Raw genomic sequence first — 26,886 nt, forward strand, 5'->3', positions numbered from 1 at the left:
CAGGAGAATTGATGAACAAGCGAGACAACGAGATCAGCGCTGAGGAAGCGTCGGTTCTCCCGACCCTGGATCAAGCGGAAGAAGCCGTGCGTACACTCATCCGATGGGCAGGCGACAACCCCGAAAGGGAAGGCCTCATTCAAACACCCGCACGCGTCGCGCGCGCATACCGCGAGTTCTTCTCGGGCTACGAATCCGATCCAATGCAGATCCTGGCAACCACGTTTTCCGAAGTGGATGGCTATGACGAGATGGTGGTGCTAAAGGACATTCGCTTCGAAAGCTACTGCGAACATCATATGGTGCCCATCATCGGACGCGCGCACGTTGCCTACTTGCCCGAGCATCGCGTGATCGGCATTTCCAAACTCGCGCGCCTCGTCGATGTCTATGCCAAGCGCTTGCAGATTCAGGAGAAGATGACCGTTCAGATCGCCGACGCGTTGAACACCGTGCTGCAACCCAAGGGGGTCGCCGTCATTCTCGAAGCCGCACATCAGTGCATGAGCACGCGGGGCGTGCATAAGCCGGGCGCGTCGCTGGTGACGAGTCGAATGCTGGGCGCATTCCGTGACGATCCTTCCACGCGCCGCGAGTTTCTCTCGATTGTCGGTCACGGCGGGAATACGTCATTACCCAATAGCTAAAAGCCAACGTCGGCTTCCAGCCGGCGTTGGCTTTTTGGGGAAAATCGATTTGCGTATCCGCGGCGAGCGTCGTTACAGGCTTGCGTGCGGCCTCAAGCCTCGGCGGGTTGACGCGTCGTTAGAGGCCGTTCATAAGAAACGTCTTCACGATTTCTTGAACTAACGCCGTTACTCATCAGGATTTCGCGCCATGCAGCAGGTACTTCTGCAGGCGTCAGTTCGTTGATCGCTTCAGAGATGCAAACACGAGCGGCAATGGCCCACACACCATCACGCTTCTCGAAACGGTCGATATAGCGCCCCACCGCCAGCGTGTCCGGCTTGACGCGATTTTCTCCGAAGAAAAGCCAGTACGTTTCCGCGTGCGCCTCATTGCCCTGCAATTCGACGCTGTGATTGAACACCATATGGTGGTGAGACAACTGATGCTCGGTATGGTATCCAAAAGCCCAGTCGACGAATTCCTCTGCATTTCCAACGAATGCGCCGTGATCGTCGATCGCGCTCGGATGGTATGCCGACAGCGTCAACTCACGGTCCATGCGGTCGACCCCGCGACAATACCGGTGCACGCACTCGAGTATGTCGTGCTTGTCCAACAGCGCTTGCACGCGTGCGTTCAACTCTTCATTCATCGTTTTTACCGTTAGATGGTCATGGCGACAAAAAAGACGACCGCGCCAATCACGGCGCCAACGAAGCAATAGCCTTCGCCTGTCGACAAATCAGTTTCCTGCGCTCGCGCACGGCTCGCGATCGCGCATCCGATGATGCCCGCAAGTGCCGTCAAGCCAAGCACGGCAAACGTCATCACCACGCCGAACAGCGCGGACCGACCTAGTTCTTCCATGTGCAGGTCACGTTGCAGCAGCCAGACCGCTGCTGCCGAAATCGACAGAAGAATGAGCGGCAGCCATACTCTGCGCGCTTCTCGTGCGCTCTCGCGAGTCAGCGTTTTCATCGTGTCCGGCCCCCCATGCGCAGTTTGCCGAGAGTACCAGGCGCCATTGCTTCCAGCGCGCGCGTCACCCAATTCGGCTGTCTTGCGCGAGCCGATTCTTTCGACGAGGGAGCGCCGTTTTCAGCGCGCTGACGACGATAGTCGAACGTGTAGTCCGCAAGTGGACCTCGTAAATCGCTGTCGAGAAAGTACATCGCATGTCTCCGATCAGACTTATGCCTGGCGGGCGCTTGCATGGCGCCTCTAGATAGACATCCTAGGTCACGGAAAACTGTTATGCAACAAGTCGTTCAATTAATGGCGTCGGTGTTTTCACTAGCCGTGAAGGGATAGACCGAATCGCATGCGCGAGCGGCCCGTTGCACACATGGTCATGTGTGCAACGGAGGTCGGCAATGAGACGCGGACGGGCAATCAGGAGACCTGGAAGCCGCCATCGACAGCGAGAAGCTGTCCGGTGACATAGTCCGATGCCGGCGACGCGAAGAACAGCACCGCCCTCGCGATATCGGAGGCGACACCGATGCGACCGAGCGGCATGCGGCCAGGCTGCGTAATCGGCCCGTGGGCCTGATGAACCTTCGTCGATGCGGCCGCGCCCTCCGTTGCGACGCCGCCCGGCAGCACTGCGTTCACGCGAATTCCGTGTGGTGCGAATTCGAGAGCTGCGACCTTGGTGAGGTTGTTGACACCCGCCTTCGATGCGCCGTAGTCGCCGTTGTCGAAAATCACCGGCTGCAGCGAAGCCACCGACGAAATATTGATGATCGAACCGCCGTTTTTGGCACCCTGCATCCGCTTGATCGCTTCGCGCATGCACAGGAAGGTGCCGCGCAGGTTGACGCCGAGCACCTTGTCCCACTTCTCGGCCGACGTCTCGACGAATTGCGTCTTCGGATAGATACCCGCGTTGTTGACGAGAATATCGAGGCGCCCGAGCTTCGCCTGCACGGTTTCGTACATCGCGAGAATCGACGCTTCATTGCCGATGTCGACTTTGACCGCGATAGCCTTGCCTGACGCGCTTTCGATCTGTTTGACCGTCTGCTGCGCCGCTTCCTCGTTCAGATCGGCCGCGACCACCGCCGCGCCGGCCGACGCTAGCAGCAGGGCCGTCTCACGTCCGATGCCCGAACCTGCCCCTGTCACCACCGCTACTTTCTGATCGAGATTGAATAGACTCGCCACATTCGTGCTCACTGCTCCTCCTTTTGGCTCGCGTCGCGAGCAAGTTATTTTCTGAACGTCATTCGGAAAAATAAACGCCCCGTTTGTAGGTGTCAAGATAAACGAGGATCCGCATGACGGAAGGAGCAGCTACTGTGGGTATCACGTAGCCGTCGACGACGCGATTTCACGCATGATGTCGAGCATCGAACGATGGTAGGGCTTGTGTGGCCTATCCGCCCACACCAGCGACACTTCGGTTTCGCCCGAAGCTGGAACATCCTCGATGTCGATGTAGGCGACACCCTCCACGGGCAAGTACCGCGCCGAGTCCAGCATCAGGCCGACACCCAGTTCGTGAGCCACGAGATTGAGCATCGTATAAGGATGGCGCGCTTGCTGGGTCACGCGCGGCGACAGCCCCGCCTCGCGGCGCGCTGCCTCGAACGCGGCGAAGAGCGGCTGCGACATCTGCTGAGGGAACATGATGAGCGGATATCGCGCGAGATCCGCGATGCGAATCGAACGCTGCGTCGCCACCGGCCACTTCGCCGGAACCGCGGCGACCACACGCAGACGCTCGATAACCACGCTTTCCAAACCCGAGACGTCCGCGGCGCTGGTGGCCACCACGCCCAGGTCAATGCTGCCGTTTTTCACGCTGGCGACGGTCAAAGCACTGCCGCGCTCGATCAACCGGACGTCGACACCGGGCCATTGCTTGCGGAGCCCCTGAATGGCTAGCGGCATGATTCGAACCGCGCACATCGGCACGAACGCAACGCTCAAACTCGCCAGTTCGTCGGCGGCTTGCCGCACGCGCCGCTCGGCCAGCTCGGCTTGCGCGATCAGTGGCTTCGCTTCCGCGAGCAACGCGGCTCCGGCGGGCGTGAGCGAAACGCCTCGCGGTGTGCGTTCGAGCAGTTTGATACCAAGCTGCTCCTCCAGCCGCATGATCGACTGGCTGAGCGGCGGCTGCGCCATGCCCAGTCGCGCAGCCGCACGGCCAAAGTGCTGGGTCTCCGCAACCGCAACGAAATGTCTGAGATGCCGCAATTCCATGAGCTGATATGACTTTGATATCGGGTGTCGCCAGCATATCGCCTTTGTCCCGTTGCGGGGCACTGCGGACGAACCCTGGTCACATTGTTGAACGCGGGTCATGGTGAACGCGGGGGCCCCCCACGACATATCGGGTGCTCCCCAGCTTGACGTCAAGCATCGATCCACATACATTTTCGAATGTCGTTCCACAATACGAATAATAATCAAAAGGCAGCTCAGGTGAGCTTGGACAGATATGGGGCAACAGGACAATACGAATCGCGATTACGAGCTACAGGACCATGAGCTGATGGTCTGCTGCGTAGGCGTGCAATCTCAGGTGGTCTATACGAACCCGGTTTATCAACGTGTCACGGGCTTTTCGCTGCAGGAACTCCAGGCTACGCAGGGAGCGGACCGCATACGCGACGTTCCCCAACCGGTACTGGCCGACCTCGGTGCGGCTGTTAGGCAGGGCAAGCCATGGAGCGGACTGATCAAGCTCGCTTGCAAGCGTGGCACCCTCGTGTGGTGCCGTTTGAACATGGCGCCACTCGTTTCGCACGGACGATACATCGGCTCCCTGATGGTTCTCAGCAAGCCGGTTCATGGTGAGATCGAGCAGACCGAAGCACTGTATCGACGTTTTCGCTCTGACCATGACGGAAAGCTCGGATGGGAGCAAGGGCGCATCGTGCGCCGCGGCATTTTTGGCAAGGCCGCCAACCGCATTCGCTCGGTTGGTCTGAAGCGCTACATCTGGGGCGTCCTCGGCGTGCTCGCCCTGGTGGACATACTCGGACTGGCGAGCTGCGCTGACGGTCTTTCCTCGTTCTCGTTCGGGAGCGAACTCGCCGCACTGATTCTGCTGACCTCCGCTGCGGGCGTGTTCCTGTCTCGCGTCATCGCCGCCCCGTTGCAGGAAGCCGCGCGAACTGCGATGAAGATTGCCGCGGGCGATCTGAGCGCCACGTGCCACAGCGTTCGAAGCGATGAAATCGGTGATGTGCTCCGAACGCTGAATCAGGTCAGTATCAACATGCGTGCCACCGTGCTCGACGTCCGTAATGGCGTAAAGACCATGCAACAGGCAACGAACGATATTGCCGCGGGCACGTTCGAGCTTTCCGGACGAACGGAAACGCAGGCCAGCAGTCTCGAAGAGACGGCTGCTTCGATGGAGCAGATCAACTCGACGGTGGGTCACAATGCCGACGCAGCCAGACAGGCGAGTAGTCTGGCCGCCCGCGCGAGCCAGGCGGCCGAAGATGGGGGACGAGTAGTAGATCAGGTCATCTCGACGATGGAGAAAATCACGCAGTCGAGCAGCAAGATTTCGGACATCATCTCCGTCATCGATGCCATTGCCTTCCAGACCAACATTCTGGCCCTGAACGCCGCGGTCGAAGCCGCCAGAGCCGGCGAAGACGGACGTGGGTTCGCCGTGGTAGCGGGCGAGGTCCGGAATCTCGCTCAACGCAGCGCGCAGGCCGCAAAGGAAATCAAGGCGTTGATCACGCAAAGCGTCGAAACGGTCGAAGGAGGATCGAAGCTGGTCGATTCGGCAGGCAAGACGATTGCCGACATCGTCGCGCAAGTTCGTGGCGTAACCAATCTGGTCAGCCAGATCGCGGAGGCATCGCGAGAGCAGTCGGCCGGAGTCAGTCAGGTCAGCGTTGCGGTAGAACAGTTGGACCGCATGACGCAGGTGAACTCAACGCTCGTTCAGCAGCACACGGCCGCAGCCGATAGCATGAAGCAGCAGACCCAGCGACTCGCCGAAATGCTGTGCGTTTTCACGCTTTCCCGCGACGAACGAAACGCGCTGCTGAGCGGAACTGCCGCGTAAAGCCGGAGTGCTAGATGAACTGCAGCAGAATCCGGGCGATTGCCTTCGGATTTGAAAGCATGGCCATATGGCCTGCATCGATTTCGAGTATGTCGATGGGTTGCAAGGTCGCGATCGTCCGGTCCTGCGCATCAGGCGTGAATGCGACGTCGCGCGTCAGCTTGACGAAGGTGCGGGGAATAGCCGGTGTTACTCCGGCGAAAGGCACACACTCCAGCAATGGTGCAATCGAGTCTGCAACGACAAGTTCGCAAGTCGCGTCGGCCAGCTCGGCGGGCATGTCATTGCAGAACAGATAGCGCGTGAAGTCTTCGGGTGTCTTTTGCTGGACGATGTCTCCAGCGTCCCGGCTATTCAATAACACCGTCCTGATCTCCGGCGTCATAGCTTCGACGTTGCTCATTCCCTCGGGAGCAATTGGCGCCGAGACGAGCACCATGCGTTTAACGCGCTCGGGCGCCAACGCGGCGACGGCACAAATCATCGAGCCGCCCATCGAATGCCCCACCAGCACGGCGCGCTCAATGTGGGCATCGTCCATGTCGTGGAGCACGGAGCGCGCGTGCCGCTCCAGCGTCATCCCCTCCAGCGATTCACCGCGATGGCGGCCGCGCCCCGGCAGGTCGAAAGCGATTGCGTTTCCCTCGAGTTCATCTACGACCGCAGTCCAGCAATCCGCTGCAAAATGACCGCCGTGTACCAACACTGCTTTGGGAATGCTCATGTGCGCGCTCCAGATCAGGCAAATCGTCCAGATCAACCCGCGATAATCATTTCCGCCGCCTTCTCGGCCACGGCGATCGTCGCAGCGTTCGTGTTGCCCGAAATGATGTTCGGCATGACGGATGCGTCGACCACGCGTAGCCGCTCGACACCGCGAACATGCAACCGGGTGTCGACTACGGCCATGTCGTCGGCTCCCATCCGGCAACTGCCTACAGGGTGGTAGCCGATGCCCACGCGTTGGCGCACGTACGTCTCCCACGCACTATCACTTTCAGGCAACGACGCAGGTTCATGATCGCCGATCACGTGTCTCGCCAGCGGGGTTGCGGCGAACACCTCGCTCACAAGACGGCTGCCCTTGATGGTCAACGCAAGATCGCGTGGATCACCAAGCAACGCATGCTCGATGACCGGCTTCGAGCACGGATCGGGATCCTTCAGGCGGATCCGTCCGCGGCCGTGGGGTCTCAGCACCTGGGAGCCGATCGTCACGCCTGCCTGCTTCGCGAGCGCGGGATGTCCGCCGACGAAAGCTATCGCCAGCGGCAGGAAGCTCATGGCAATGTCCGGCTCGGTCAGTTCGGGTGCGCTGCGCGCGTAGGCCATCGCGTGGACGGCTATCGAGGTCAGAATCCCTCTCTTTACCGTTGCATACTTCAGCAGATGTCCCACGAGACGCAAGGGGCCCACCATTGTGTTGTACGTCGGCACGTCGGTCAGTCGGCTCTGGGAAACCCCGCAATGTTCCTGCACGTTACGGCCGACGCCGGGCAGATCGGCGACGATCTCAACACCCATCGCGGACAGATCGGCACCGGTGCCGATGCCAGATCGCAGCAACACGCCGGGCGAAGCGATCGTTCCCGCACTCAGCACAACTTCGCGGCGAGCGGTAAAAGTGCGCCTCTCGCCTGCGACAATCACCTTCACACCAATCACCCTCCGTTGTTCGAAGAGCACACGGTCCACGATCGCGTCAGTCGTGACAGTGAGATTGGGCCGATCTAGCGCAGGTTCGAGGTAGGCCTTGCGAGCGCTGCAGCGTTTGCCGTTCCGGGTCGTGCCATAGACGATGAATGATCCATGCACGTCGCCTGCGCAATATTCGGCACGCGCTGGCATGCCGCAATGCCCCGCAGCCTCGAGAAAGGTGTGGGCCAATGGATGCAGTACGCGCGGCGGCGAGACGCTCAGCGGACCATCAGAGCCATGCGCCGGGGACGCTGGACCGGTGAAATTCTCGGACTTGCGGAAATACGGAAGCAGATCGTCGAATCCCCAGCCCGGGCACCCGCTGTCCCGCCACGCGTCGTAATCCCCACGCTGGCCACGGATATAAACCATCCCATTGATGCTGCTGCTTCCACCTAGCGCCTTTCCTGCTGCCCATGTCGTCACGCGCGCACAAGCGGAGGGATCTGGCGCGGTCGGATAAATCCAGTCCGCCTTGGGATTGCCCATCAGCGCGAAACTGCCGGCTGGCATGTCGAAGAGAAATCCCTTTCCTTCCTTGCCCGCCTCCAGCAGCAAAACGCGTGTCGAAGGATTCTCGCTCAATCTCGCCGCAATGACGCACCCAGCCGAACCGCCGCCGATCACGATATAGTCGAAAACGCTTTCTCTCATCGCTTGCCTTCTCTGCGCGCAACGAAGACGTTCTTGAGCTGCAGATACTCCTCCATACCGGCCCAGCCACCCACCCTGCCGAAGCCGCTTTGGCGGTATCCGCCGAAGGGTGCGACGGGTGCCATCGACGCGAAGCCGTTGATGTTCACGTAGCCCGCGTCGAGCCGCTCGGCGAATGCGTGCGCCCGGTCGAGATCATTGGTGTGCAGATAAGCACCGAGCCCGTAACGCGTACCGTTGGCGATCGCCAGCGCTTCTGTGTCATCGGCAAACGGAGTGATCGACAACACGGGACCGAACACCTCGTTCTGTTCCAACGCACTCCCGGGCTGAACATCGGCGAACACCGTCGGCTGGATGAAGAAGCCGTTGGCCAGTTCGCCGCCCAATCGCTCGCCGCCCGCAACCAGCTTCGCGTCGCGTCGCGCTTGCGCGATGATGCCCAGGATACGATCGCAAGCCGACTGGCATATCACCGGTCCGGCGACCGTGCCGGAATCGAAGGGATCGCCCACCTTCATGCTGGCAGCCACCGCCGCGGCGCGCGCCACCATTTCGTCGTAGCGGGATCGGTGCACGAGCAAACGGGTCGGGTTCACGCAACCCTGCCCGCTCAGCCCCAATGCCCCATACACCGCCTGGATCGCTGCGGCGTCGAGATCGGCGTCTTCGAAGACGAGATTGGCGGACTTGCCGCCCAGTTCCAACGCGACCGGCTTCAGACATGCCGCGGCTGTCGCCATCACACGCCGCGCGACGCCTTCGCCGCCCGTGAACGTGACCTTGGCGACGTCGGGGTGAGCCACGAGCGCCTCGCCAGCCTCGGCCTCGCCGGGCACCACATTGAACAAGCCCGCTGGCAAGCCGGCCTGATGAGCGAGTTCAGCAATTCGCAGCGCGACGAAAGGCGCAAGCGCTGGCGGCTTCAGAACGACGCCATTGCCGGCCGCGATTGCAGGCAGCGCCATCATGCAGGTCGCCATCAGCGGACCGTTCCAGGGAATGATGACGCCCACCACACCATAAGGCTCTCGCCGGGTGTAGTTGAAGCCCGGCGCCGGATAAGACTCGCCGTACGAACCCTCGATCTTGTCGATCCAGCCCATGTAGTGATCGACCCAACCCAGCGCCATGTCCATCAGCGGCAATCCCACTGGAATGCCGGACTCCCGGGCACCGAGAAATGCCAACTGCTGCTGGTTCGCTTCGAGCAGCTCGCCGAGGCGCCTGAAGCATCGTGTCCTCGCGCGCGGCCCCATCTCCATCCATACGCGTTGGGCCGCCTTGGCCGCCTTGACGGCGTGGTCGATGTCGCTCGCGCTACCCAGGCGCACAACGGCCTGAGGACGACCCGTCGAAGGGTTGACATGCTCGATGCTGGCGTCGCCATCACCTTCGACAAATGCGCCGCCGATAAAGAGTCGGCCGGGGACGTCGAGCGGGTGTTGGTGCGAGGGGGAAAGTGACATGTGCTGTTCCATTGAGCGTTTGAATTCTGGAGGCAGAAGACGCGTGCAGGAACAGACGCCGGGCGCGCCGTCGTGGTCGGTTTCGTCGTCTCCTGAACGTTCTGCTGGCCGGCTGGCGCGCGACGCGAGCCGGCTCTGATAAATTCGATTCTAGCGATGGCCCATGCTTTACACTGCTTACCGAACGGAACATCTAGAGTGACTTTCTTTCATTAATTGACGATGCCCGAAATTCGAAACCTGCAGCCTTTCGTTCAGGCCGTCCGTTGCGGCAGCTTCATCGCAGCGGCCACCCGGCTCCAGGTCACACCGCCTGCCGTCAGCAAGAGCATTGCCGCTCTGGAGCGTGAACTGGGCGTGCGCCTCTTCAACCGGACCACCCGCAAGCTCAGTCTGACGAGCGAAGGGCGGCAGTTCTTTCAACGCGTGGCGCCGTTGTTGAGTCAACTCGACGAAGCCGTCGCGGATGTGCGGCGCAGCCCTGAGCATCCGGAGGGTGTGATCAAGGTTTCGGTGACGCCCACGTTCGGAAGGCATTGCCTGACTCCGGTGATTGCGGAGTTTCTGCAACGCTACCCGCTCGTCGAAATCGACATCAGCTATGACGAGGTTGCGCCAAGTCTGGTCAATGACGGTATCGACGTGAGCATTCAACATGCGCGCGGACGAGGAACCAACCATGTCTCCCGTCCGCTGTGCGACTACCCAATCGTACTGGTCGCGAGTCAGGACTACCTCGAACGCAAGGGCGTGCCGCAATCGCCGGATCAACTGGCCGAACATGAATTCATCGGCATCCGGATGCCTTTTGGGCTCGCGGCGCTTCATCTCGAACGCTTGCCCGGCGGTACGCGAAAACGAACCAATCGCGGGGAAAAGGCGTTCATCCATCATCCCCGCGGCCGCCTCACCGTCGCGGGTCAGCCGGATACCAGCCTGATCGCCGCTCTCAGCGGCGCCGGCATCACGCCGTCTTCGGTGCCCGTGGTGCTGCCATATCTGCACGCCGGAGCGCTCAAGATCGTGCTTCCCGACTACAGGGTGCGCGGAGACGAGGCGGAGGGTGTGGGACCACGCATTTACGTGCACTATCCCCACCGCCAGTATCTGCCCGCGAAAGTCAGGGTTTTCGTGGACTACCTGCTCGAACGCTTTCGGACAACCGATTTCGGCAAAGCCGAACTCGACAGATATTCGGCCTGAGCGCCGGGCGCCTTCACTCGCGGTCGGTGCCGCGCCGCCGATACGCGGAAGGACTCGTCGAAACGTGCTTGCGAAAGATGTTGCGAAATGCGCGCACGTCCGAATAGCCCACCATGACGGCGATCTGCTCGACGGAGATCTGTGTGTTGCGCAGCATCCTCTTGGCAGACTCGATGCGCAGTGAACTCGCATAGGCACGCGGCGTCACGCCCAGGCTACGTGTAAAGCGACGCAGCAACGTGGCATGACTGACGGCGAGGAGGTCCGCCAGCTCGCTGATCTTGAAGTCCTGAGCGAAACGCTGCGCGAGCCAGAATTGCGCGCTGCTCACGAGCGGATCGTCGCTCGTCAGGCGGCCTTCCTCGCGCTCGCCGTCGGTGCCGGTCGTCGATGCGAGCCATTGAGCGGTGTGCGGCGATATCGCACGATCGACCAGACGGGCCACGAGTTGCCACTCGCTTGCCGGCACGCTGCAAGTGTGCACGCCGTCATGCTCGGCGATCGTGGAGCCCGGGTCCACGCGCACCTTTGGAAAGCGCGAGCGGAACAGGCTTCTGAGCACTCGCGGGACCGCTGCCGGGCCACCGTCGAGCAAGCCCGCCTGCGCGAGCAGCGCCCCTGCCGTGCCGCTCGCTGCCAATACTGCTCCGCGCGCACGCTGCCAGCGCAGCCAGTCCGTCACCGGCTCCGCGTGGTCGAGGAGCGTAACGAGTGCCTCTTCGCTGGCGACCGCAAAAGCCGGGACATAGACGATGCGGTACTCGGTATCGCCGAGCAGGTTCCCGTCACTCTCCATCCTTCGCCCGCCGGCGAACTCCAGGTCGTTTCCGTTGGCGCCGAGAAGACGCACCTGCGTCTTCATCGTGTGCCGGTACGGAGGAGCGAACTGCCCAAATATGTGTCGTGCGATCAGCGCGAATCCGTCTACGAGCGCGCCGACGCTCGATAGATAACTGCCTGGCAGCACGAGCGCGGCAACGTCTTTCACCGGTTCAGTCGGAGCGGCGGGCTTGCGAATTTCGATCCCCCAATATGCAGATTTTGATCCTCTTTCGCCGCGATCTTAGCACGCATCATCGTTGCTATCGCCGGCCACCAGAACGGCGGGGAACGCGGAATCGCATCCGCTGCCAATAGCCGCGCCGTCGCGGTCAAACAGGAGACAGAAGTGAAGAACCTCGAAGAAAAGCTTGCCTACGGTTTAAAGGTATTCGGCGAAATCATGGGTGAAGACAAGGCAGCCGGCTTGCGGGCCGCGAGCGAGTCCACCGGCTTCGGATCCGACATTTCGCGCCTTGCCGTCAACTACGCGTTCGCGGATGTATGGGGCGACGACAAACTCGAGCGCAAGCAGCGCAGCCTCGTCACGCTGGGCATCCTCATCGCCAACCGGCAGACACTCGAACTGAAGAACCACGTCCGCATTGCCGTGCGCAACGGTCTGAGCGCACGCGAACTCGAAGGCGTACTCATGCAGGCGCTCCCGTATGTCGGCTTTCCTGCCGTCGCCTCCGCTACCACGGCCGTTCTCGAGACGCTGCGGGAACTGGGCATCGACACCACCACCCGCACTTCGGAAGAGCGCGGATTGCTGTAAGGCGCCATCGGTGCGCCCCGCGATCTAAGGAGACAATTTATGAGCACACCAATCGTGGATATCGTGCCGGCAATGCGCGAATTCAACGTTTCCAACGACCTGATCGGCGATCACGCCGCGCTGCAAGCACGATGGAACGAAGACGGCTACCTGTTTTTCCGCGACGTTCTGGACCATGAGCCGCTGGAGCGCATGCGCGGTCTGCTGGTTGACCACCTCGACAGCCACGGCTTCGTGGACCGTAACGATCGAGACGTGCGATGGACCGGCAAAGAACGCGAAAACTTCAGCTTCTTTCCTGTGAAGGCGATGAATGAACAGCGTGCCGCACGCACTGTGATGGAAGACCCGGCGATTCGTGCGTTCTTTCAGCGGCTGTTCGGCGTACCGCTTTACTGGGTGCCGTTCACCGAATACCGCACGTCGCCGCCCGCTATCGACAAAAGCCGCACGCGCTTCGACTTCATTCATGAAGATGCCATCTACAGCGACCGGCTCGATTTCATCATCTGCTGGATTCCGCTCAGCGATATCGATGCGCAAGTTGGCGGGCTGGCCGTAGCGGAAGGATTGCATAAGCTTCCGTGCCTGCACAGGAAAGACGGCGACAAGATCATCCCGATCGATCTCGCTAGCGTGCCCGAAGACGCATGGCGCCGCACGAATTACCGCTTGGGCGACGTCCTGCTGATGAGTCGGCGCACGCCGCACTCCGGCCTCAGCAATCATTCGGACCGTTTTCGTCTTTCTCTCGACACGCGCATTTTGCCGCACGGCGGAAGTTTCCCGTTCGAGCCGCGCCTGCCGTATGTGGGGACGCTGACGTCGATCGCATCGGGCCAGATCGTCGTGCGCGACGCGCATGGCGAACATGTGCTGCGACTCGACGAGACGAGCTATCTGCGCGGTTTCCAGGGCAACCGTCTGCGCGGAGACGAAATCGCCGACGTTTATCAGCCGGGCTGCGAAGTGATCGTTGCGCATGAAGGCGGCCTCGTTCAAACGCTGCGGCCGCAGCACTGATCGTCGCATCAGGCGTGAAGACGAGGTTCGTCTTCGCGCCGCCACACGCCCTACCTTTCTGAAGCATCGGCTCACGCTCCGCTCCCACATTAATTGAACATCGTGCTAATATCAGAACGCGTGCTTCGGAGCACGAGGCCGCGCATCTGCAATCACTGTCACCGGGAGCAGCGGCATCGCGCGCGAACCGTCCAGGCATGACACGCCTGACCTGCGTATCGTTCGACCACGGGACAAGTCATGATCGATTCATCCGACGCGGTAATGGTCATCGGCGCCACTGGCATGCAAGGCGGCGCCACGGCTCGGCATCTCGTTGCGGCTGGGCGCAAGGTGCGTTTCCTGACACGAAATCCAGACTCGCCGGCTGCGCGTGCACTTGTCGAAATGAATGCGCAGGCCCTCCAGGGAGATCTGGACGACAGCGACTCCCTCGAAAAAGCGCTGGAGGGCGTCGGTTCCGTCTTCTCCGTTCTCCTTCCTGATTTTGATCGCAGCGACAGCGAACGCCGCCAAGGCTTTGCGCTCATCAACGCAGCACGTAACGCGGGCGTCGCGCAGTTCGTTCATACCTCGGTGGCGCAGGCGGGCAATCACGAGACGTTTCCCGGCTGGAACGACAGGCGTTGGAACCGAAAATACTGGACGGACAAATGGGACGTCGAAGAGGCCGTTCGCTCGGCGGGTTTCGAATCGTGGACGGTCTTGCAACCCGCATTCATGATGGACAATCTGGCTGAGCCGAAAGCAGCCGCGATGTTTCCGCACCTACGCGAAGGCCTGCTGCTCACCGCATTACTACCCGACGCACGACTCGACTGGATTGCCGCCGACGACGTGGGCGCGCTCGCGACCAGCGCCCTGACCGATCCGCAACGCTGGCACGGTCACACCGTGCCGCTGGCGTCCGAAAAGCTCACGATGTCCGAAGTCGCGCAGCGCCTCGCCAAGGTAATGGGTGTACAGATCCGCGTTTCGCACGTCTCACCGGATGAAGCCAGAGCAAAGGGACTCTTACCGGGATGGGTGAATGCACAGGAATGGATCAACGCGGTCGGGTATCGCGTCGATCTCGATGCGCTTTCCGAACGTGGTGTCCAGCTCACTCCGATGGTGGACTGGATCGATGCGAATCGACAGCACATCCCACTCGCATAGCGGTCGTTGCGAAGCAATCCTCAGGCAATGGAAAATCCACGATGAATGACCGTGCACCCTCATGGTTCGATGGCGCGATGACGCAGCCGCGTCGATCCCACTTCACCGAAGGCAGCGGGGTTACCGTGCACTATGTCTCGCGGAATGCCGCAGACACAGCTAAGCCGCCCCTCGTCTTCGCGCACGGCTTTCTTGGGCACGCGCACTGGTGGGACTTCATTGCGCCGTTCTTCACCGATCGCTTTCGCGTTTTCGCTCTGGATTTCAGCGGCATGGGCGACAGTGCCTACAGGCAGGAATACAGCGCCGGCATTTTCGTGCGCGATCTCGTCGCCGTCGTGGATGCAATCGGCTCTGGACCGTGCGTCGTGGTCGGCCACAGCTTTGGCGGATCGCGTCTGCTTCAGGCGTGCGCGACGTTTCCCGATCGTCTCTCGCATGCAATCGTGCTCGATTCGTATTTCATGCTACGCGGCGACAACTTGCCTGCGGTGGAAAGACGGCCGCCGCCACGCCCCTATCCGGACTGGCATACCGCCGTCAGTCGGTTTCGACTCATCCCTGAACAAGATTGCGAGCCGTGGCTGCTCGAGCATCTCGCGCAAACATCGCTTCGTCGAACCGCTGACGGCTGGGTATGGCGCTTCGACCCCAAGCTGCGGGTTCTCCAGCCCGTCGAAGGCGAGGAAGACCTGCTGAATCGCATCACAGTACCCGTCAGCTATGTTCACGCCGAGTGCAGCAGCGTGGTCAGCGCCGATCGCGCTCGCCGCATCGTGGATGCGATTCCCGGCGCGAAGGGCCCCATCACGATGCCACGCGCAGGCCATCACATGATGCTTGATCAGCCACTCGCGCTGGTGAGCCTGCTACGAGCATTGCTGGCATGAACCCCGACATGCGCGATCCGATGACAACGCCGTGGTCGACCGAGCTGCCTCTCTCGGCCCTGATTGCGCACGCGGTCGAAAAGCACGGCGCCACTGCGCTGCATTTTCATACCCAGGGCGGTGCCTACACTTGCACCACCCGGTCCCTGCTGCACGACGCGAAAGAGATAGGCCGGGCGCTGAGAGCCATCGGCCTGCGTCGAGGCGATGTGATCGCGATCCAACTGCCCACGCAGCGTGAGACTGCGCTGCTGTATCTGGCTGCACTCGAGATCGGTGCGGTGCTCGTGCCAATCGTGCACATCTACGGTCCCGCCGAAGTCGGTTTCATCCTTCGACAATCGCGCGCCCGATTTCTTTGCGTGCCCGGCTTCGGGTCGGGCACCGACTATCTGGAGCGTGTCGCCGCGCTTGGCAACACGCCTGACCTCGAGCGCGTTATCGTCGTTGGCGATCGGGCACCCTCGAACGGCATCACATTTAGCGCGCTGCAACGACTCGCCGCGACAACGCATGATCAGCGCCCTGTCGACCTGCCAACGTCGGAAGACATCTGCCTGCTGCTGTACACGTCCGGAACGACAGCCTCCCCGAAAGGGGTGCAGCACTCTCATCGCACCGTAGGCGCGGAGTGGCACATTCCGTTCATCGACGGGCCAGGGCCGTATATGACGCCGTTCCCTGCTGGTCATATTGCAGGCTTCAATTTCCTGTTGCGTCCGTTCATAACCGGCACCGAGATGGTGTTTATGGACCGATGGGACGCCTCACTTGCCGCGCGACTGGTCGATGAGTATCGCGTGCGCCTTTCTGGCGGCACACCGTTCCATCTCCAGGCACTTCTAGAAGCCGCTCGCCGCGACGGGCGCAGTTTGGCGTCCCTCGTGTCTTACGGCTTGGGCGGCACGGGCGTCACGCCGGAGCACGTCGCGATCGCCGACCAGGCCGGATTCGCCGGAACCCGCGCTTACGGGCTGACCGAGCATTCGACAGTGAGCGTCGGATGGGCCGATTCTTCCTTTGATATCCGGGCCTGCACGGACGGCCGCATTCAACCCGGCTCGCAGGTGCGCGTCGTCGACGAGTTGGACAGCGACCTGCCTACGGGACGCGACGGTGAGATTCTGATCAAGGGACCGGAGTTGTTTGTCGGCTACACCGATCCGGCGCTCAATGCGACCGCGTTCACGCATGATGGCTGGTTCCGGACCGGCGATATCGGCCGCGTCGACGAAAGCGGCTGCCTGACCATCACGGACCGCAAGAAAGACATCGTCATTCGCGGGGGAGAAAACATCTCGTCGCTCGAAGTAGAGCGAGTGCTTGCCACGCACCCGGCCGTGCGCGATGTCGCCGTCGTCGCGCAGCCAGACGCGCGATATGGCGAAAGAGTCTGTGCGGTCGTCGTCTTGCACGAACACACCTCGCTCGATCTGAGCGCAGTCCAGACCCACTTTGCCGCTGCGGGTGTGGCGAAGCAAAAGACGCCGGAACACCTTTGCGTGGTTTCGGAACTGCCGCGTACGCCTTCAGGAAAGGTGAAAAAAGGCGATTTGCGCAAGCAGCTTACGGCGCAATAGTGAGTAGGTCGATGCTTATCCAGCGGGGCCGTCGTGGCGAGACTTAAAAAACCGATCTCGCTGCCTTGACACCTCATCGGACGAAATAAGCCGGTCATAGATCGCACGCGCCGCGGCCATACCCGCATCGAAATCGGCCGACTCGGCCGCGGCTGCGATGGCATTCAGACACTCGCTTTTTACCGCCTCGCTACAGCTGAGGCGTGAGCGCGCCTCGGCAACCACGGAAACCGGATCGCAACCGGGCAACGGCAGCCGGCGAATCAACGGCAATGACGTGCTCCCTACCTTCTCACGCGCCAGTTCTATCGCAACGCGCAACAGGTGCTCCTCATCGCCCTCGACGATCCGGTCGAATAACGCGGTGCCGCGGAACGTTCCTGCGCGCACGATCTGAGCGCCAAGAATGAAATCGATCGATTTTGCGAGGCCCAGCACGCGCGGCAAACGCTGCGTGCCGGAAAGAGGGATCACGCCGAGCTTGCATTCGGGCAGACCGATCTGCGCACTGTCCGCGACCACACGGTAGTGGCACACCAGCGCGGTTTCCAGGCCGCCACCAATTGCGAACCCGTGGATAGCGGCTACCACCGGCTTGTCGCTCGCCTCGATCACCGGATGAACATGCATCGACAACGCTGGCGCAGCCGTTGCAGCAGAAGTGCCGAATTCGCGAATGTCGCCTCCCGCCGAAAAGCCGCGTCCACTGCCGGTAAGCACGATCGCGCGAGCAAGCGCATCGCGTTGCGCTGCGTCGAACGCAGCGACGAGTCCACGGCGGACCCTCAGCCCTAGACCGTTGACCGGTGGATGGTCCATCGTGACGATAGCGATGTCGTCTTCTACACGATACGTTACGTCGGCGAAGCGCTGCTGCTGGCAATGCATCATCTGTTGTTGGCTGTAGCGTTTGACGAGGCCGGTAATATGTGGCTAGCGGCTGTTCGCAAGCCAGCTTGGCATATCCGCTGGCCACGGATCGGCGTACACCGCGTGCACACCCATCGCGGTCGTGTAGGCCAGGTTCAGTACGTTGCAAAACGCGATGAAAGCCAACACCCGAAGCGCCGTGCGAACCGCTGGATGCCATTCGATACGATCGACGCCTCGCTCGATGGCCGTATGTCCGTTCTTGTCGACGCTCAGCAGAAGGAAGGCCGACGCCACGAAAGCAGACGGAAACAGCAAAAACTCATAGACCGGAAACTGGTAGTAGTGACCACCCCAGAAAGAAGCGCTCTGGAACGCCCCCGGCCACGCGTCGAACCCCATGAACCGGCTGGCAGCGATGTCGAGCAAGCCCATTGTCATCCAGATCACGGCGAAGCCCGCGAGCGCGAGTCGCAGGTTGCCGGCACGAGGCCAACGCTTGCGGGTCGCACGCATCGCCCACAACGCCACCACGGCGGTGCCCGTGAAGGTATAGAAGTAGCTTGGCGCGTCGATCAGAATCGGCTCGGCGATGCGAGCATGTGACGATTGCCAGAACGGAATGAAACGGCACCAGCAGCCGAAGTTCAGCGCATGGGCGTTATAGGTGAACATCGGTCGAAGAAAGTCCAACCACGGATCAAGCCAATATGCTGAGAGCCAGCCGATCATCATCAAACGCACCGCGTCGATGCGGCGACTCTTGACGATTCCGTAGACATACCAGATCGCTACTGGAATCAGGATCAGCACGCTGACCCACTGGTAATGGTCGATCGTCGCTTTCACGGACTCTGGAATCGGATCCGCGCCCAATTCCACGGGGCGGAAGTCCTCTGAACGAATCCACGCCACATAGGCGCGGATTTGTGCAAAAGCGAAAAGCGCACCGAGCGCCGCCCACGCATACACCCTATGCCAGGTTGTGCTGCTGCGCGGGGCGACCATTTCCGACATGCGTTGCCTCCTTCATCACGCCGTCATTCAAGTATGTGAATGACGATCGCAAAAATGTACTCCTACCGACGTGGCTACGTCAAGCGCATTCGCAGGTTATCGGCCCATGAGGTCGTGAATCTCGTGATCGAGCGCCGCCATCGCGAACCGAGGCGCAACTGCGCAATTGTTGACTTCCGCCTGCCATTCCACGGGATTTACAAGCCAGAAGAACAGCCCATAGACGATGTGGCGCCGGTAAGCATCCAGCGCGCTTTCAAATGACGGCGGCTTGTCCACGCCGTGAAAGGCAAGCCGCTCGAGATAGTATTCGAGCAACTCACGCTCCCATCGCGGCCGATCCGCGATATCGAGTGCCGATATCAGGAAGTACGTGACGTCATGGGCCCACGGTCCGCGTCGATACGACTGCCAGTCAAGAAAACCGGGCGTGCCGTCGCGGTCGAAATAGAGGTTGCCGAGGTGTACGTCGCCGTGAAGAAACGTCATCGGCCCGATCCGGTCGAAAGCACGCAGATCGAGGAGCGCCTGCTCCATCCAGTCACGATCATGAAACCGCTTAGGCACTGCGGCGCCGCGCGGCAACTGTGTATAGCTGGCGAACACATCCGGTTTCAGCTGACCCCAGTGATACGTGCCCGCCTCGCCGTCGGGCAGCGGGTCCTGCGCCGCGAGCCAGCCCAGTTCGCCACCGTTCTCGAGCGCCGGCGATTGCCAGAACTGCGCATGCCACCGCGCCTGGGCATCCAGATTTGCCGCCGCCTGCGCAAACGTCAGCGGCCGCTGCACGCGACAGAACTCCACTTGCCGAGAACGTAGATCCTCGAGGATCACGATTGACTGCCCGCTTCGACTGTCCGTCTCTGCATAGAAGCAGGCAGGCACATTCGCAAGTAAGCACGGATGGACTTCTTTGAAGAACCTCGCCTCATATTCGTATATGTAGGCGTTCAGATCGCGATACTCGGGAACGAAGCCGCCCTTGACGATCAGAGACTCCGGCATGCCAAGCTCGCGTCCTCTTGCGTTGTAAGCGAGACGCACCCTGACTTTGGTAGCCGTGCCGTACATCACGTCGTCTATAGCCAGCGATTCAATCGCTACGCCCTCATGGCTCTGGGCGAGCGCCGAGGTCAGCCATGAAGGTGTGATTTCCTCGACCTGCAACGGAAGCCTGCCGGTGTCTGACTGTGGCCCGTGTGATTCCGTCAGGGCGAGGCTTTTCTTCGCAACACTCATCTTGACGCGCTCCTGTGAGTTCAATGTGCGTTCGTGCTCGACATCGTCCACGCGCATGTTGCGGGGCACGTCTGAAGGCTCGCAACGAGGGAAATCCCGGCTGGCGCTTTCGTTTCTTTAATAAAACGACGTGCGTTTATTTGCACGGCCCCGCTTCGACGGCTCGCTAACACGGCGCCGAGCCGGCTTTTTTCTCGCGGTTCGCGAAAGCGCGGAATTAGTGAAATTCGTTCACTCTAATCGTTCCGTCCAGTAACCATTGTGTACCGGGTGTTGTGGCTAGAATTCATAAAAAGGCCTAAACCGAGCCCCCCAGGAGACAACTCGATGACCACGACCGTGCTTAAACGGCTATTCGGCATTAGCGGGAAAATCGCTGTCGTTACCGACAAGGGACGCAATTCCAGCATTGATATTGCGCCGGTTCTGGCCGAGGCCGGCGCGCGGGTGGTAGTCGCGGATCACAGTGCCGCGCATATGCAACCGGTCGTCGACAAAATCCTTTCGGCGGGCGGCGAAGCGATCGCCATCGAGACGGACGTGGAACGCGAAGCGTCGGTGATTGCCTTATTCGATCAGGTCAAGGCCACTTGGGGCAGCCCGGACATCGTAGTCAATTGCGCGGCGATGACCAATAACGGCCCGCTTACAGAGTTCTCCGAAGCCGCCTGGGACGAAGTCATGGCGATCGACCTGAAGTCTGTGTTCTTTTGCATGCGAGAAGCGATCAAGCATATGCTCGCCGCAGGGCGGGGTGGACGCATCGTGAACGTCACCACCATGGGCGCCACGCATGCCGTGCTCAATGGCAACGGCGCTTATGGCGCCGCGCGCGCCGGCGTCGCGGGGTTAGTGCGGTCCGCAGCGCTTGACTATGCCCGCGACCGGATTCTCGTCAACTGCGTGCTGCCCGGTGCGGTGCCCGGCAAGGTTCAGTTTCATCCGGATATGCAGGCTCGCCTGAAGACAGGACAGCTCACGGGACCCGGTACGGATGCTGAGCGACGTCTGCCGCTCGGATGGGGCGACCCCGCCGATATCGCCGCCGCGGTGCTGTATCTCGCGGGGCCATCGGGCCGCTATATGACGGGCCAATCGATTACGCTCGACGGCGGATTTCTGATTAGCTGAAGACGTCGGCGGCTGCCGCGAATCCTGGGTCGGCGGTTCACCGTGGCACTACCACGACTGAAGCGAACCGAATAGCCCGACCTTCATCGATCAATCAAACCGGAGCATTCCATGTTTAGTGAAACGCAGATCGGCGCGCGCCTCGCGCAGATTTTCAATCTCACGGGCAAGACCGCCGTTATTACCGGCTCTGCGCAAGGTCTCGGCCGCGAGACCGGGCGACTGCTTGCCGAGGCCGGCGCCAATGTCGTGATCGCCGATCTGAACCCGGATGCCGCTTGCGCAACAGCAGCAGAGATCGAAGCCAACGGCGGCATCGCGATTCCATGCAAAGTCGACGTTGCCGACGAAGCATCCGTCAAGGCACTCTTCGCCGCCGTCGATGCAAAGTTCGGCGGTGTGGACATTCTGATCAATAACGCCGCGCACCGTTCGAAAGCCGAATTCTTTGAAATGTCCGTCGAGCAATGGGACCAGATGCAGGACGTCACACTTCGGGGCACGTTTCTGTGTTGCCGCGAGGCTATCACGCGTATGAAGGCAAAGGGCGGCGGTGGCTCGATCGTCAACATTTCCTCCGTTGGCGCACTTCGACCCACGCTGTGGGGCGTCAATGCCCATTACGACGCTGCGAAGGCTGGCGTTGATAGCATCACGCGATCACTCGCCAGCGAGTTCGCAGCCGATGGCATCCGCGTCAACTCGATCCTCCCAGGCGGCATGGCCAGCGAAGGCGGCAAGAACATCAGCGCGACCTTCAAGATTCGAGGACCCATCGTTGGTGCAGGCCGAGTTCCGATGGGACGAATGGCCGCCCCGATCGAGGTTGCCCAAAGCGTGTTCTTCCTCGCGAGCCCTGCCGCTAGCTATGTTACTGGACAGATCATCGCCGCGGACGGCGGCTTCACGGTTAGCTAGGTAACTGCGACTGCGTGGCTCGCCCGACTGCAAAACATCAGGACACTGAAATGCCAAAGATTACGTTTATCGAGCACGACAACACCGAGCATATCGTCGATGCGATTGCCGGACAGTCGTTAATGCAAGCAGCAATCGACAATTCGGTGCCCGGCATCCTCGCGGACTGCGGGGGCTATTGCAATTGCGCGACTTGCCATTGCTACGTCGACGATATGTGGACCGCAAGGATTCCGCCTGCGAAACACGCGGAACTCGACATGCTGGGCGGCGCCATCGATACCAACAACAACAGCCGACTCGGTTGCCAGATTCAATTGACCAACGATCTCGATGGATTAGTCGTCCGGCTACCCGCTTCCCAAACCTGACGAAACCCACGACGAAAAACCTGTTCGCGGAGAACACACATGTCTCATAGCGCGGTCCCACTCGTTCCAGTTCCCGACCATGTTCCTCCCGAACTCGTGGTGGATTGGGATTTCAGCAAGCCTCCCGGCGGCGAAGCCGACATCGTCGGCGCCTGGAAACGTCTGCACGATGGTCCGGACATCATCTGGACGCCGTACAACGGCGGTCACTGGATTCTCACGCGAGCGGAAGACATCGAATTCGCGCAGCGCAATCACGATCCGTTCTCCATGCGCGAAATCACGCTGCCCGCTAGTACAACAATGCAGATCTTGCCGCTCTCGGCCGATCCGCCTGAGCATGCCGACTATCGCGCACTGATCAACCGCTTTTTCGCGCCGAAAGTGATACGCGACATGGAAGGCGGGATCCGTGAACTGGCCGTCTCGTTGATCGAAAGCTTCCGGGAAAGAGGCCGATGCGAATTCATGGCCGACTTCGCGATGAAGTTTCCCATCACGATCTTCATGCGGCTCGTGAACCTCCCGCTCACCGATCTGGACGATCTGCTTGCGTGGACCGAGGCGAGCGTTCGCGCCAACGATCCCGAGCGTCGCGAATGGTCGCAGCGCATGCTGTTCGGCTACCTGGAGAGCATCATTCGTGAGCGCCAGAAAGAGCCGGGTACGGACCTGATCAGCGCGATAGTGAATGGAACCGTATTCGGCAGGCCCCTCACGGAGCAAGAGATCCGCGGCATGATGGTCAACGTCATCTTCGGCGGACTCGACACTGTCGCGTCCACCATGGGCTTTGCCGTGCTGTATCTCGCCCGCAATCCGGCGCATCGTCTTCAACTGGCGGAGCACCCGGAACTGGCGGGCAACGCGGTGGAGGAGTTGCTGCGCATGTTCGCGCCTTCGAGCACAGGCCGGGTGATGACGCGCGACTTCGAATACAAGGGCGTGCGGTTCAAAGCGGGCGATCGGGTGTACGTCCGTCCGCTGCTACACGGTATGGACGAGCGCAAGTTCAAGTGCCCGATGCATGCAGACTTCGCACGTGCCAATGCTTCGCAACATGCGGCCTTCGGCAACGGTCCTCATCGCTGCGCCGGTGCGCTCCTTGCCCGCAGCGAGATTCGCGTGTTCCTCGAGGAGTGGTTTAAGCGCATTCCCGACTTCTCGCTGGATCCGGATGGCGAAATCAGCTTCGAAGCGGGAATGGTGAACTGCGTGACGCGTGTATCGCTTTTGTGGGATTCCGACGCGAAGCGCGCAGTCAACTGATGCAAGATCAAAGAGCGTGAGTGACACTGGCGCCGGTGTTGAACACCATCGGCGCCAGGCCTGCTCCATGACGCCAGGTTAGCGCTCGGCGTCTGCATGATCAGGCTTCTTGCAGAAATGCAATGCTCTCCTGATTGAATCTCTCAGGCTGTTCATACTGTGCCCAGTGGTCACAGCCCTTGATTTCCACGAGCTGCGCGTTCGGTACGGTCCTGGCGATCGCATGGGCGTTGCTGAGAAACATATTGGGCGCATCAACGGCAGCGATCACCTGGACAGGCAGGGTCAGGCTGCGCCACTGTTCCTCGCTGAGGGCCTGGCCGCCCAGTGAGAAGGCCAGAAGACGGGGCATGGCTGCCTTCATGCGCGGGTCGCGGTAAATCTCGAGGCGCACGCCAACCAGTTCGTCGGACAGTGCCTCCGGGTCCAGAAGCAGCGCTTTCAAGGCAGCGGAAACAGTTTCCCAGCCAGGTTCGGCCGCGGCGGAAGATCGGCTCTTGCGCACACCTTCGGCAAAGCGTCGCTCCTCTTCCGGATCGACGATGATGCCCGCGGGGGCCACCAGCACCAGCTTGTCGACACGAGCCGGATGGGCCAATGCCAGTGCCGCGCCCACCCAGGCGCCCAGAGACACGCCGACAACCGCGGCTCTCGCGATACCCATGGCGTCCATGAAGCCGCGCACGTGCTCGACGTAGTCCTCGATCAGGTAGTCGTAATCGGGCTTGTCGGTCCAGCCGCAGCCAAGCATGTCCAGACCGATGACCCGGAAATGGCCGGCATACGCCGCATAGTTCGCGCCGAAATTCTCCAGACTGCCCGCCGTGCCATGCAGCAGAATCACCACCGGCGCATCGGCCGGACCGGCTTCCAGATAGCGCGTATCGACACCGGCGGCATCGACCCACGCCAGCTTGTGGGGCGTCTTGAACAGGTGTTGCCAGATGCTGGTGTGCTTCTTCATTGTGCAGGCCTCGCCGTCAGGTCCACCGACAGGAAGCCGGTGACATTACTGTTGAATTCTTCCATCTTCTCGTAGGGCACCCACAGTCCACAGTTGCCATGGATATGGACGCGCGCCCGGGGAATGCGGGTCAACATGAACAGGGCATTGTCGTAGTTGATCGTCTGGTTATTGCGCCCCCAGATGACGAGCGTCTCGGCCTGAATCTTGTGCAGGTCCTGCCACAACGGCTCCAGTGTCTGCCCCGGCTTGCCGCCGTGACCTTCCGGCGCCTGATTCATGAACTCGGGCTCGATACTCGCCTCGTAGCGTTCGCGGATCACCTCGTCGGTGAGGATCGTCGGGTCGTAGACGAGCCGCTCGAGATTGGCACGCATGCGCTCCATGCTCGGACCTTCGCCGGCGTAGTAATTGTGCGTATCCGGCCTGGGCGGCATGGGCTGGAAAAGCGATAGCCCGCCGGGCGCACTGATCACCACCAGGCGATCGATCAGCTCCGGATAGTCGATCGCCATTTTCAAGGCTACCGAACCGCCGGTCGCGAGACCCATTACATGCGCGTTGGCGATGCCCAGCGCCTCGAGCATGTCGCGGAAGGTGCGCGCATAGAAACTGGTGCGCGGCCCCTCGATCTGCGGCTTGTCGGATTTGCCGTAGCCCGGCAGGTCGACGATGAGCGTGCGGAAATGGCGCGACAGCGCCTCCAGGTTGCGGCCGAAGTTCCCCCAGCCGAAAGCACCTGGCGCACCGCCATGAATGCACAGCAGGACGGGCCCTGTACCGGCCTCGTGATAGTGCACCTTGACGGCGCCCGCCTGCACGAATTTCGAAGTGTTGTCTCTTGTCAGCATCATTGAAGTGTCATCCCAATCGTTATTCGCCCGCGGCCTTCATTGCCGGGTAGCGCCCAAGCAGCAGGATCGCGGCAGCGCCGACGACGCACGCAACCAGCGAGACTTCGTGCACCAGCGCATATGAGCCCAGGCGGTCGAATGCAAGGCCGTACAGGAACGGGCCGGCCGCGCCGCCCAGCGTCGCCGCGCCGAACAGGCAGCCGTAAATCGAGCCGAACGAGCGATTGCCGAAATACTTGCGCGCGAGGAACGGAATCAGATCCCCTTCCGAGCCCGTCGAAATGCCGAGCAGCAACGCCGCCAGAATGATCAACGCCGGCACCTGCGCGGCGCCAGTGAGGAAGATCGCAAAACCCACCGCGCCGACAAAGAACGCTGCACAGGCCACGAATGGAGCAAACACGCGGTCGAGCACTGCGCCAAGCCCCACCCGCGCAATCGCGAGACCCGCACCGACGAAGCCCGCCGCCTGTGCGCCGACATCGTGTCCAAGCCCCCGGTCGCTAACGAACGGAGCAAGATGCACGAAGCCGCCAAGAATCGCGCTCGAAATCAGGAACATGACGATCGCGAGCAGCCAGAAGCGATAGCCGCGCACCGCTTCGCCGAGCGTAAGCCCCGGGTCGACCGATGCCGCCGCCCTTGCATCCGCGGCAAAGTACTTCTGTTCCGGCAGATTGCGGAACATCAGCCGATGCGCAACGAAGCCGAGCACCAGCACCACCAGCGCGCTCGCGCCAAACCAATGGCGCCAGTCCATCATCACGCCCAGTCGGTTGGCGGCGATGGGTGCGAAGAAGCCACCCACACCGGTACCGATCATCGCGAACCCGAACGCCATGCCGAGGCGCTTGTCGAAGACGCGCGGCAGTACGCCCAGGTAGCCTGCGGGCGTGGTCCCCGAGCCGAGAAAGCCGATCAGGAAACCGACCGCGGCGAAATAGGCGTGATTAGCCGGCGCAACTGCAAGCGCAACCAGCGAAACCGCGAGAAGCGCGATCGAACCCGCGACGACCTTGCTCCAGCCTAGCCGATCGGCAAGAAAGCCGACTGCCGGCGCTCCTAGCGTCGTCCCTATCAGCGAGAACATCGGCAGCACCGCCACGTCGGAGCGGCCCCAGCCAAAGGTCGCCGCCATGGGCTTCAGGAACACGCCCGCGACGCTGAAGAAAAGAGGCCCGAAGCCGAACATCAGGCCGATGGCGGCACCACAAACGATCCACAGGCCCGCGGATCGGGTCATCTTCGACGTTGCTTCGAGCGAGGGCATCATCTTCGTGCCAAGAGAACTGCTGCTCATGATCTTCTCTCCT

The 26,886-nt window shown here is 61.2% G+C and carries 26 protein-coding genes; 12 read left to right on the forward strand and 14 right to left on the reverse strand.

Annotated elements, in window-relative coordinates:
- Positions 1-11 precede the first annotated feature (11 nt).
- The gene (folE, locus tag QFZ91_RS05860; RefSeq protein WP_429566566.1) at positions 12-647 is read left to right on the forward strand and encodes a GTP cyclohydrolase I FolE; all 636 of its coding nucleotides are present in this window, start codon (positions 12-14) and stop codon (positions 645-647) included.
- Between the two features lie 92 nt (positions 648-739).
- Here folE and QFZ91_RS05865 read toward each other — a convergent pair whose 3' ends face one another.
- The 4 genes from QFZ91_RS05865 to QFZ91_RS05880 all read right to left on the reverse strand — a co-directional run bounded on the left by QFZ91_RS05865 (position 740) and on the right by QFZ91_RS05880 (position 3,837).
- The gene (locus tag QFZ91_RS05865) at positions 740-1,282 is read right to left on the reverse strand and encodes a nuclear transport factor 2 family protein (protein ID WP_429566567.1); all 543 of its coding nucleotides are present in this window, start codon (positions 1,280-1,282) and stop codon (positions 740-742) included.
- A gap of 11 nt (positions 1,283-1,293) precedes the next feature.
- Positions 1,294-1,680 (reverse strand): hypothetical protein, encoded by a 387-nt coding sequence (locus tag QFZ91_RS05870; protein WP_255208685.1) that lies wholly within the window; start codon positions 1,678-1,680, stop codon positions 1,294-1,296.
- A 342-nt stretch (positions 1,681-2,022) separates the two neighbouring features.
- Entirely contained in the window at positions 2,023-2,808 is a 786-nt protein-coding gene (locus tag QFZ91_RS05875) for an SDR family NAD(P)-dependent oxidoreductase (protein WP_018436029.1), read from the reverse strand.
- Between the two features lie 129 nt (positions 2,809-2,937).
- Entirely contained in the window at positions 2,938-3,837 is a 900-nt protein-coding gene (locus tag QFZ91_RS05880) for a LysR family transcriptional regulator (RefSeq protein ID WP_429566568.1), read from the reverse strand.
- 292 nt (positions 3,838-4,129) lie between these two features.
- Between QFZ91_RS05880 and QFZ91_RS05885 the strand changes: the two genes are divergently transcribed.
- Complete coding sequence (locus QFZ91_RS05885; protein WP_429566663.1) at positions 4,130-5,668, forward strand: methyl-accepting chemotaxis protein; 1,539 nt, start codon at positions 4,130-4,132, stop codon at positions 5,666-5,668.
- 10 nt (positions 5,669-5,678) lie between these two features.
- On the opposite strand, the gene QFZ91_RS05890 is transcribed toward QFZ91_RS05885, so the two are convergent.
- The 3 genes from QFZ91_RS05890 to QFZ91_RS05900 are packed head-to-tail and all read right to left on the reverse strand — an operon-like array spanning position 5,679 to position 9,489.
- Positions 5,679-6,392, reverse strand: coding sequence for an alpha/beta fold hydrolase (locus tag QFZ91_RS05890; RefSeq protein WP_429566569.1), 714 nt, complete (start codon positions 6,390-6,392; stop codon positions 5,679-5,681).
- Positions 6,393-6,424: 32 nt separating this feature from the next.
- The gene (locus tag QFZ91_RS05895) at positions 6,425-8,020 is read right to left on the reverse strand and encodes a GMC family oxidoreductase (RefSeq protein WP_429566570.1); all 1,596 of its coding nucleotides are present in this window, start codon (positions 8,018-8,020) and stop codon (positions 6,425-6,427) included.
- On the reverse strand, positions 8,017-9,489 hold the full coding sequence (locus QFZ91_RS05900; protein WP_429566571.1) for an aldehyde dehydrogenase family protein: 1,473 nt from the start codon (positions 9,487-9,489) through the stop codon (positions 8,017-8,019). Before QFZ91_RS05900 ends, QFZ91_RS05895 begins: the two co-directional genes overlap by 4 nt.
- Positions 9,490-9,711: 222 nt before the next feature.
- Between QFZ91_RS05900 and QFZ91_RS05905 the strand changes: the two genes are divergently transcribed.
- On the forward strand, positions 9,712-10,692 hold the full coding sequence (locus QFZ91_RS05905) for a LysR family transcriptional regulator (RefSeq protein WP_429566572.1): 981 nt from the start codon (positions 9,712-9,714) through the stop codon (positions 10,690-10,692).
- Between the two features lie 13 nt (positions 10,693-10,705).
- Here the strand turns inward: QFZ91_RS05905 and QFZ91_RS05910 are convergent, their stop codons facing one another.
- Positions 10,706-11,680 (reverse strand): GlxA family transcriptional regulator, encoded by a 975-nt coding sequence (locus QFZ91_RS05910; RefSeq protein ID WP_429566573.1) that lies wholly within the window; start codon positions 11,678-11,680, stop codon positions 10,706-10,708.
- Positions 11,681-11,860: 180 nt separating this feature from the next.
- Between QFZ91_RS05910 and QFZ91_RS05915 the strand changes: the two genes are divergently transcribed.
- The 5 genes from QFZ91_RS05915 (at position 11,861) to QFZ91_RS05935 (ending at position 16,940) form a co-directional block, all read left to right on the forward strand.
- Positions 11,861-12,289: a carboxymuconolactone decarboxylase family protein gene (locus QFZ91_RS05915; protein ID WP_176111409.1), complete on the forward strand. Its 429-nt coding sequence runs from the start codon at positions 11,861-11,863 to the stop codon at positions 12,287-12,289.
- A gap of 39 nt (positions 12,290-12,328) precedes the next feature.
- Positions 12,329-13,312, forward strand: coding sequence for a phytanoyl-CoA dioxygenase family protein (locus QFZ91_RS05920; protein ID WP_176111410.1), 984 nt, complete (start codon positions 12,329-12,331; stop codon positions 13,310-13,312).
- Between the two features lie 240 nt (positions 13,313-13,552).
- On the forward strand, positions 13,553-14,470 hold the full coding sequence (locus QFZ91_RS05925; RefSeq protein ID WP_429566574.1) for an NmrA/HSCARG family protein: 918 nt from the start codon (positions 13,553-13,555) through the stop codon (positions 14,468-14,470).
- 77 nt (positions 14,471-14,547) lie between these two features.
- Positions 14,548-15,360, forward strand: a complete 813-nt coding sequence (locus QFZ91_RS05930; RefSeq protein WP_429566575.1) for an alpha/beta fold hydrolase — start codon at positions 14,548-14,550, stop codon at positions 15,358-15,360.
- On the forward strand, positions 15,357-16,940 hold the full coding sequence (locus QFZ91_RS05935) for an AMP-binding protein (RefSeq protein ID WP_429566576.1): 1,584 nt from the start codon (positions 15,357-15,359) through the stop codon (positions 16,938-16,940). Before QFZ91_RS05930 ends, QFZ91_RS05935 begins: the two co-directional genes overlap by 4 nt.
- Positions 16,941-16,955: 15 nt before the next feature.
- On the opposite strand, the gene QFZ91_RS05940 is transcribed toward QFZ91_RS05935, so the two are convergent.
- The 3 genes from QFZ91_RS05940 to QFZ91_RS05950 form a co-directional block, all read right to left on the reverse strand.
- Positions 16,956-17,831, reverse strand: coding sequence for an enoyl-CoA hydratase/isomerase family protein (locus tag QFZ91_RS05940; protein WP_429566577.1), 876 nt, complete (start codon positions 17,829-17,831; stop codon positions 16,956-16,958).
- A gap of 42 nt (positions 17,832-17,873) precedes the next feature.
- The gene (locus QFZ91_RS05945) at positions 17,874-18,827 is read right to left on the reverse strand and encodes a spirocyclase AveC family protein (RefSeq protein ID WP_429566578.1); all 954 of its coding nucleotides are present in this window, start codon (positions 18,825-18,827) and stop codon (positions 17,874-17,876) included.
- Positions 18,828-18,923: 96 nt separating this feature from the next.
- Positions 18,924-20,117: an aminoglycoside phosphotransferase family protein gene (locus tag QFZ91_RS05950; RefSeq protein WP_429566579.1), complete on the reverse strand. Its 1,194-nt coding sequence runs from the start codon at positions 20,115-20,117 to the stop codon at positions 18,924-18,926.
- A gap of 276 nt (positions 20,118-20,393) precedes the next feature.
- On the opposite strand from QFZ91_RS05950, the gene QFZ91_RS05955 reads away from it, so the two are divergent.
- The 4 genes from QFZ91_RS05955 (at position 20,394) to QFZ91_RS05970 (ending at position 23,755) form a co-directional block, all read left to right on the forward strand.
- Entirely contained in the window at positions 20,394-21,197 is an 804-nt protein-coding gene (locus tag QFZ91_RS05955) for an SDR family NAD(P)-dependent oxidoreductase (protein ID WP_429566580.1), read from the forward strand.
- A gap of 111 nt (positions 21,198-21,308) precedes the next feature.
- Positions 21,309-22,115 (forward strand): SDR family NAD(P)-dependent oxidoreductase, encoded by an 807-nt coding sequence (locus tag QFZ91_RS05960; RefSeq protein ID WP_429501611.1) that lies wholly within the window; start codon positions 21,309-21,311, stop codon positions 22,113-22,115.
- A gap of 50 nt (positions 22,116-22,165) precedes the next feature.
- Complete coding sequence (locus QFZ91_RS05965) at positions 22,166-22,486, forward strand: 2Fe-2S iron-sulfur cluster-binding protein (protein WP_429566581.1); 321 nt, start codon at positions 22,166-22,168, stop codon at positions 22,484-22,486.
- Positions 22,487-22,525: 39 nt separating this feature from the next.
- The gene (locus QFZ91_RS05970) at positions 22,526-23,755 is read left to right on the forward strand and encodes a cytochrome P450 (protein WP_429566582.1); all 1,230 of its coding nucleotides are present in this window, start codon (positions 22,526-22,528) and stop codon (positions 23,753-23,755) included.
- Between the two features lie 100 nt (positions 23,756-23,855).
- On the opposite strand, the gene QFZ91_RS05975 is transcribed toward QFZ91_RS05970, so the two are convergent.
- From QFZ91_RS05975 to QFZ91_RS05985, 3 genes are read right to left on the reverse strand one after another with little or no spacing between them, the layout of a single operon-like run.
- Complete coding sequence (locus tag QFZ91_RS05975; RefSeq protein WP_429566583.1) at positions 23,856-24,719, reverse strand: alpha/beta fold hydrolase; 864 nt, start codon at positions 24,717-24,719, stop codon at positions 23,856-23,858.
- Complete coding sequence (locus QFZ91_RS05980) at positions 24,716-25,573, reverse strand: alpha/beta fold hydrolase (RefSeq protein WP_429566584.1); 858 nt, start codon at positions 25,571-25,573, stop codon at positions 24,716-24,718. The genes QFZ91_RS05975 and QFZ91_RS05980 overlap by 4 nt, the downstream gene beginning before the upstream one ends.
- Before the next feature lie 19 nt (positions 25,574-25,592).
- A complete protein-coding gene (locus tag QFZ91_RS05985) occupies positions 25,593-26,873 on the reverse strand; it encodes an MFS transporter (protein ID WP_429566585.1) in 1,281 nt (426 codons plus the stop codon).
- Positions 26,874-26,886 lie beyond the last annotated feature (13 nt).

This window comes from Paraburkholderia sp. JPY419 (assembly GCF_050435705.1).
In the GTDB taxonomy this organism is placed as follows: domain Bacteria; phylum Pseudomonadota; class Gammaproteobacteria; order Burkholderiales; family Burkholderiaceae; genus Paraburkholderia; species Paraburkholderia youngii.

Excerpts from the sequence above, each read along its gene's own strand:
- folE (WP_429566566.1), top strand. The coding sequence starts at position 12 with ATGAACAAGCGAGACAACGAGATCAGCGCTGAGGAAGCGTCGGTTCTC.
- QFZ91_RS05865 (WP_429566567.1), bottom strand. The coding sequence starts at position 1,282 with ATGAATGAAGAGTTGAACGCACGCGTGCAAGCGCTGTTGGACAAGCAC.
- QFZ91_RS05880 (WP_429566568.1), bottom strand. The coding sequence starts at position 3,837 with ATGGAATTGCGGCATCTCAGACATTTCGTTGCGGTTGCGGAGACCCAG.
- QFZ91_RS05885 (WP_429566663.1), top strand. The coding sequence starts at position 4,130 with ATGGTCTGCTGCGTAGGCGTGCAATCTCAGGTGGTCTATACGAACCCG.
- QFZ91_RS05890 (WP_429566569.1), bottom strand. The coding sequence starts at position 6,392 with ATGAGCATTCCCAAAGCAGTGTTGGTACACGGCGGTCATTTTGCAGCG.
- QFZ91_RS05895 (WP_429566570.1), bottom strand. The coding sequence starts at position 8,020 with ATGAGAGAAAGCGTTTTCGACTATATCGTGATCGGCGGCGGTTCGGCT.
- QFZ91_RS05900 (WP_429566571.1), bottom strand. The coding sequence starts at position 9,489 with ATGTCACTTTCCCCCTCGCACCAACACCCGCTCGACGTCCCCGGCCGA.
- QFZ91_RS05905 (WP_429566572.1), top strand. The coding sequence starts at position 9,712 with ATGCCCGAAATTCGAAACCTGCAGCCTTTCGTTCAGGCCGTCCGTTGC.
- QFZ91_RS05920 (WP_176111410.1), top strand. The coding sequence starts at position 12,329 with ATGAGCACACCAATCGTGGATATCGTGCCGGCAATGCGCGAATTCAAC.
- QFZ91_RS05925 (WP_429566574.1), top strand. The coding sequence starts at position 13,553 with ATGATCGATTCATCCGACGCGGTAATGGTCATCGGCGCCACTGGCATG.
- QFZ91_RS05930 (WP_429566575.1), top strand. The coding sequence starts at position 14,548 with ATGACGCAGCCGCGTCGATCCCACTTCACCGAAGGCAGCGGGGTTACC.
- QFZ91_RS05935 (WP_429566576.1), top strand. The coding sequence starts at position 15,357 with ATGAACCCCGACATGCGCGATCCGATGACAACGCCGTGGTCGACCGAG.
- QFZ91_RS05940 (WP_429566577.1), bottom strand. The coding sequence starts at position 17,831 with ATGATGCATTGCCAGCAGCAGCGCTTCGCCGACGTAACGTATCGTGTA.
- QFZ91_RS05945 (WP_429566578.1), bottom strand. The coding sequence starts at position 18,827 with ATGTCGGAAATGGTCGCCCCGCGCAGCAGCACAACCTGGCATAGGGTG.
- QFZ91_RS05955 (WP_429566580.1), top strand. The coding sequence starts at position 20,394 with ATGACCACGACCGTGCTTAAACGGCTATTCGGCATTAGCGGGAAAATC.
- QFZ91_RS05960 (WP_429501611.1), top strand. The coding sequence starts at position 21,309 with ATGTTTAGTGAAACGCAGATCGGCGCGCGCCTCGCGCAGATTTTCAAT.
- QFZ91_RS05965 (WP_429566581.1), top strand. The coding sequence starts at position 22,166 with ATGCCAAAGATTACGTTTATCGAGCACGACAACACCGAGCATATCGTC.
- QFZ91_RS05970 (WP_429566582.1), top strand. The coding sequence starts at position 22,526 with ATGTCTCATAGCGCGGTCCCACTCGTTCCAGTTCCCGACCATGTTCCT.
- QFZ91_RS05975 (WP_429566583.1), bottom strand. The coding sequence starts at position 24,719 with ATGAAGAAGCACACCAGCATCTGGCAACACCTGTTCAAGACGCCCCAC.
- QFZ91_RS05980 (WP_429566584.1), bottom strand. The coding sequence starts at position 25,573 with ATGATGCTGACAAGAGACAACACTTCGAAATTCGTGCAGGCGGGCGCC.
- QFZ91_RS05985 (WP_429566585.1), bottom strand. The coding sequence starts at position 26,873 with ATGAGCAGCAGTTCTCTTGGCACGAAGATGATGCCCTCGCTCGAAGCA.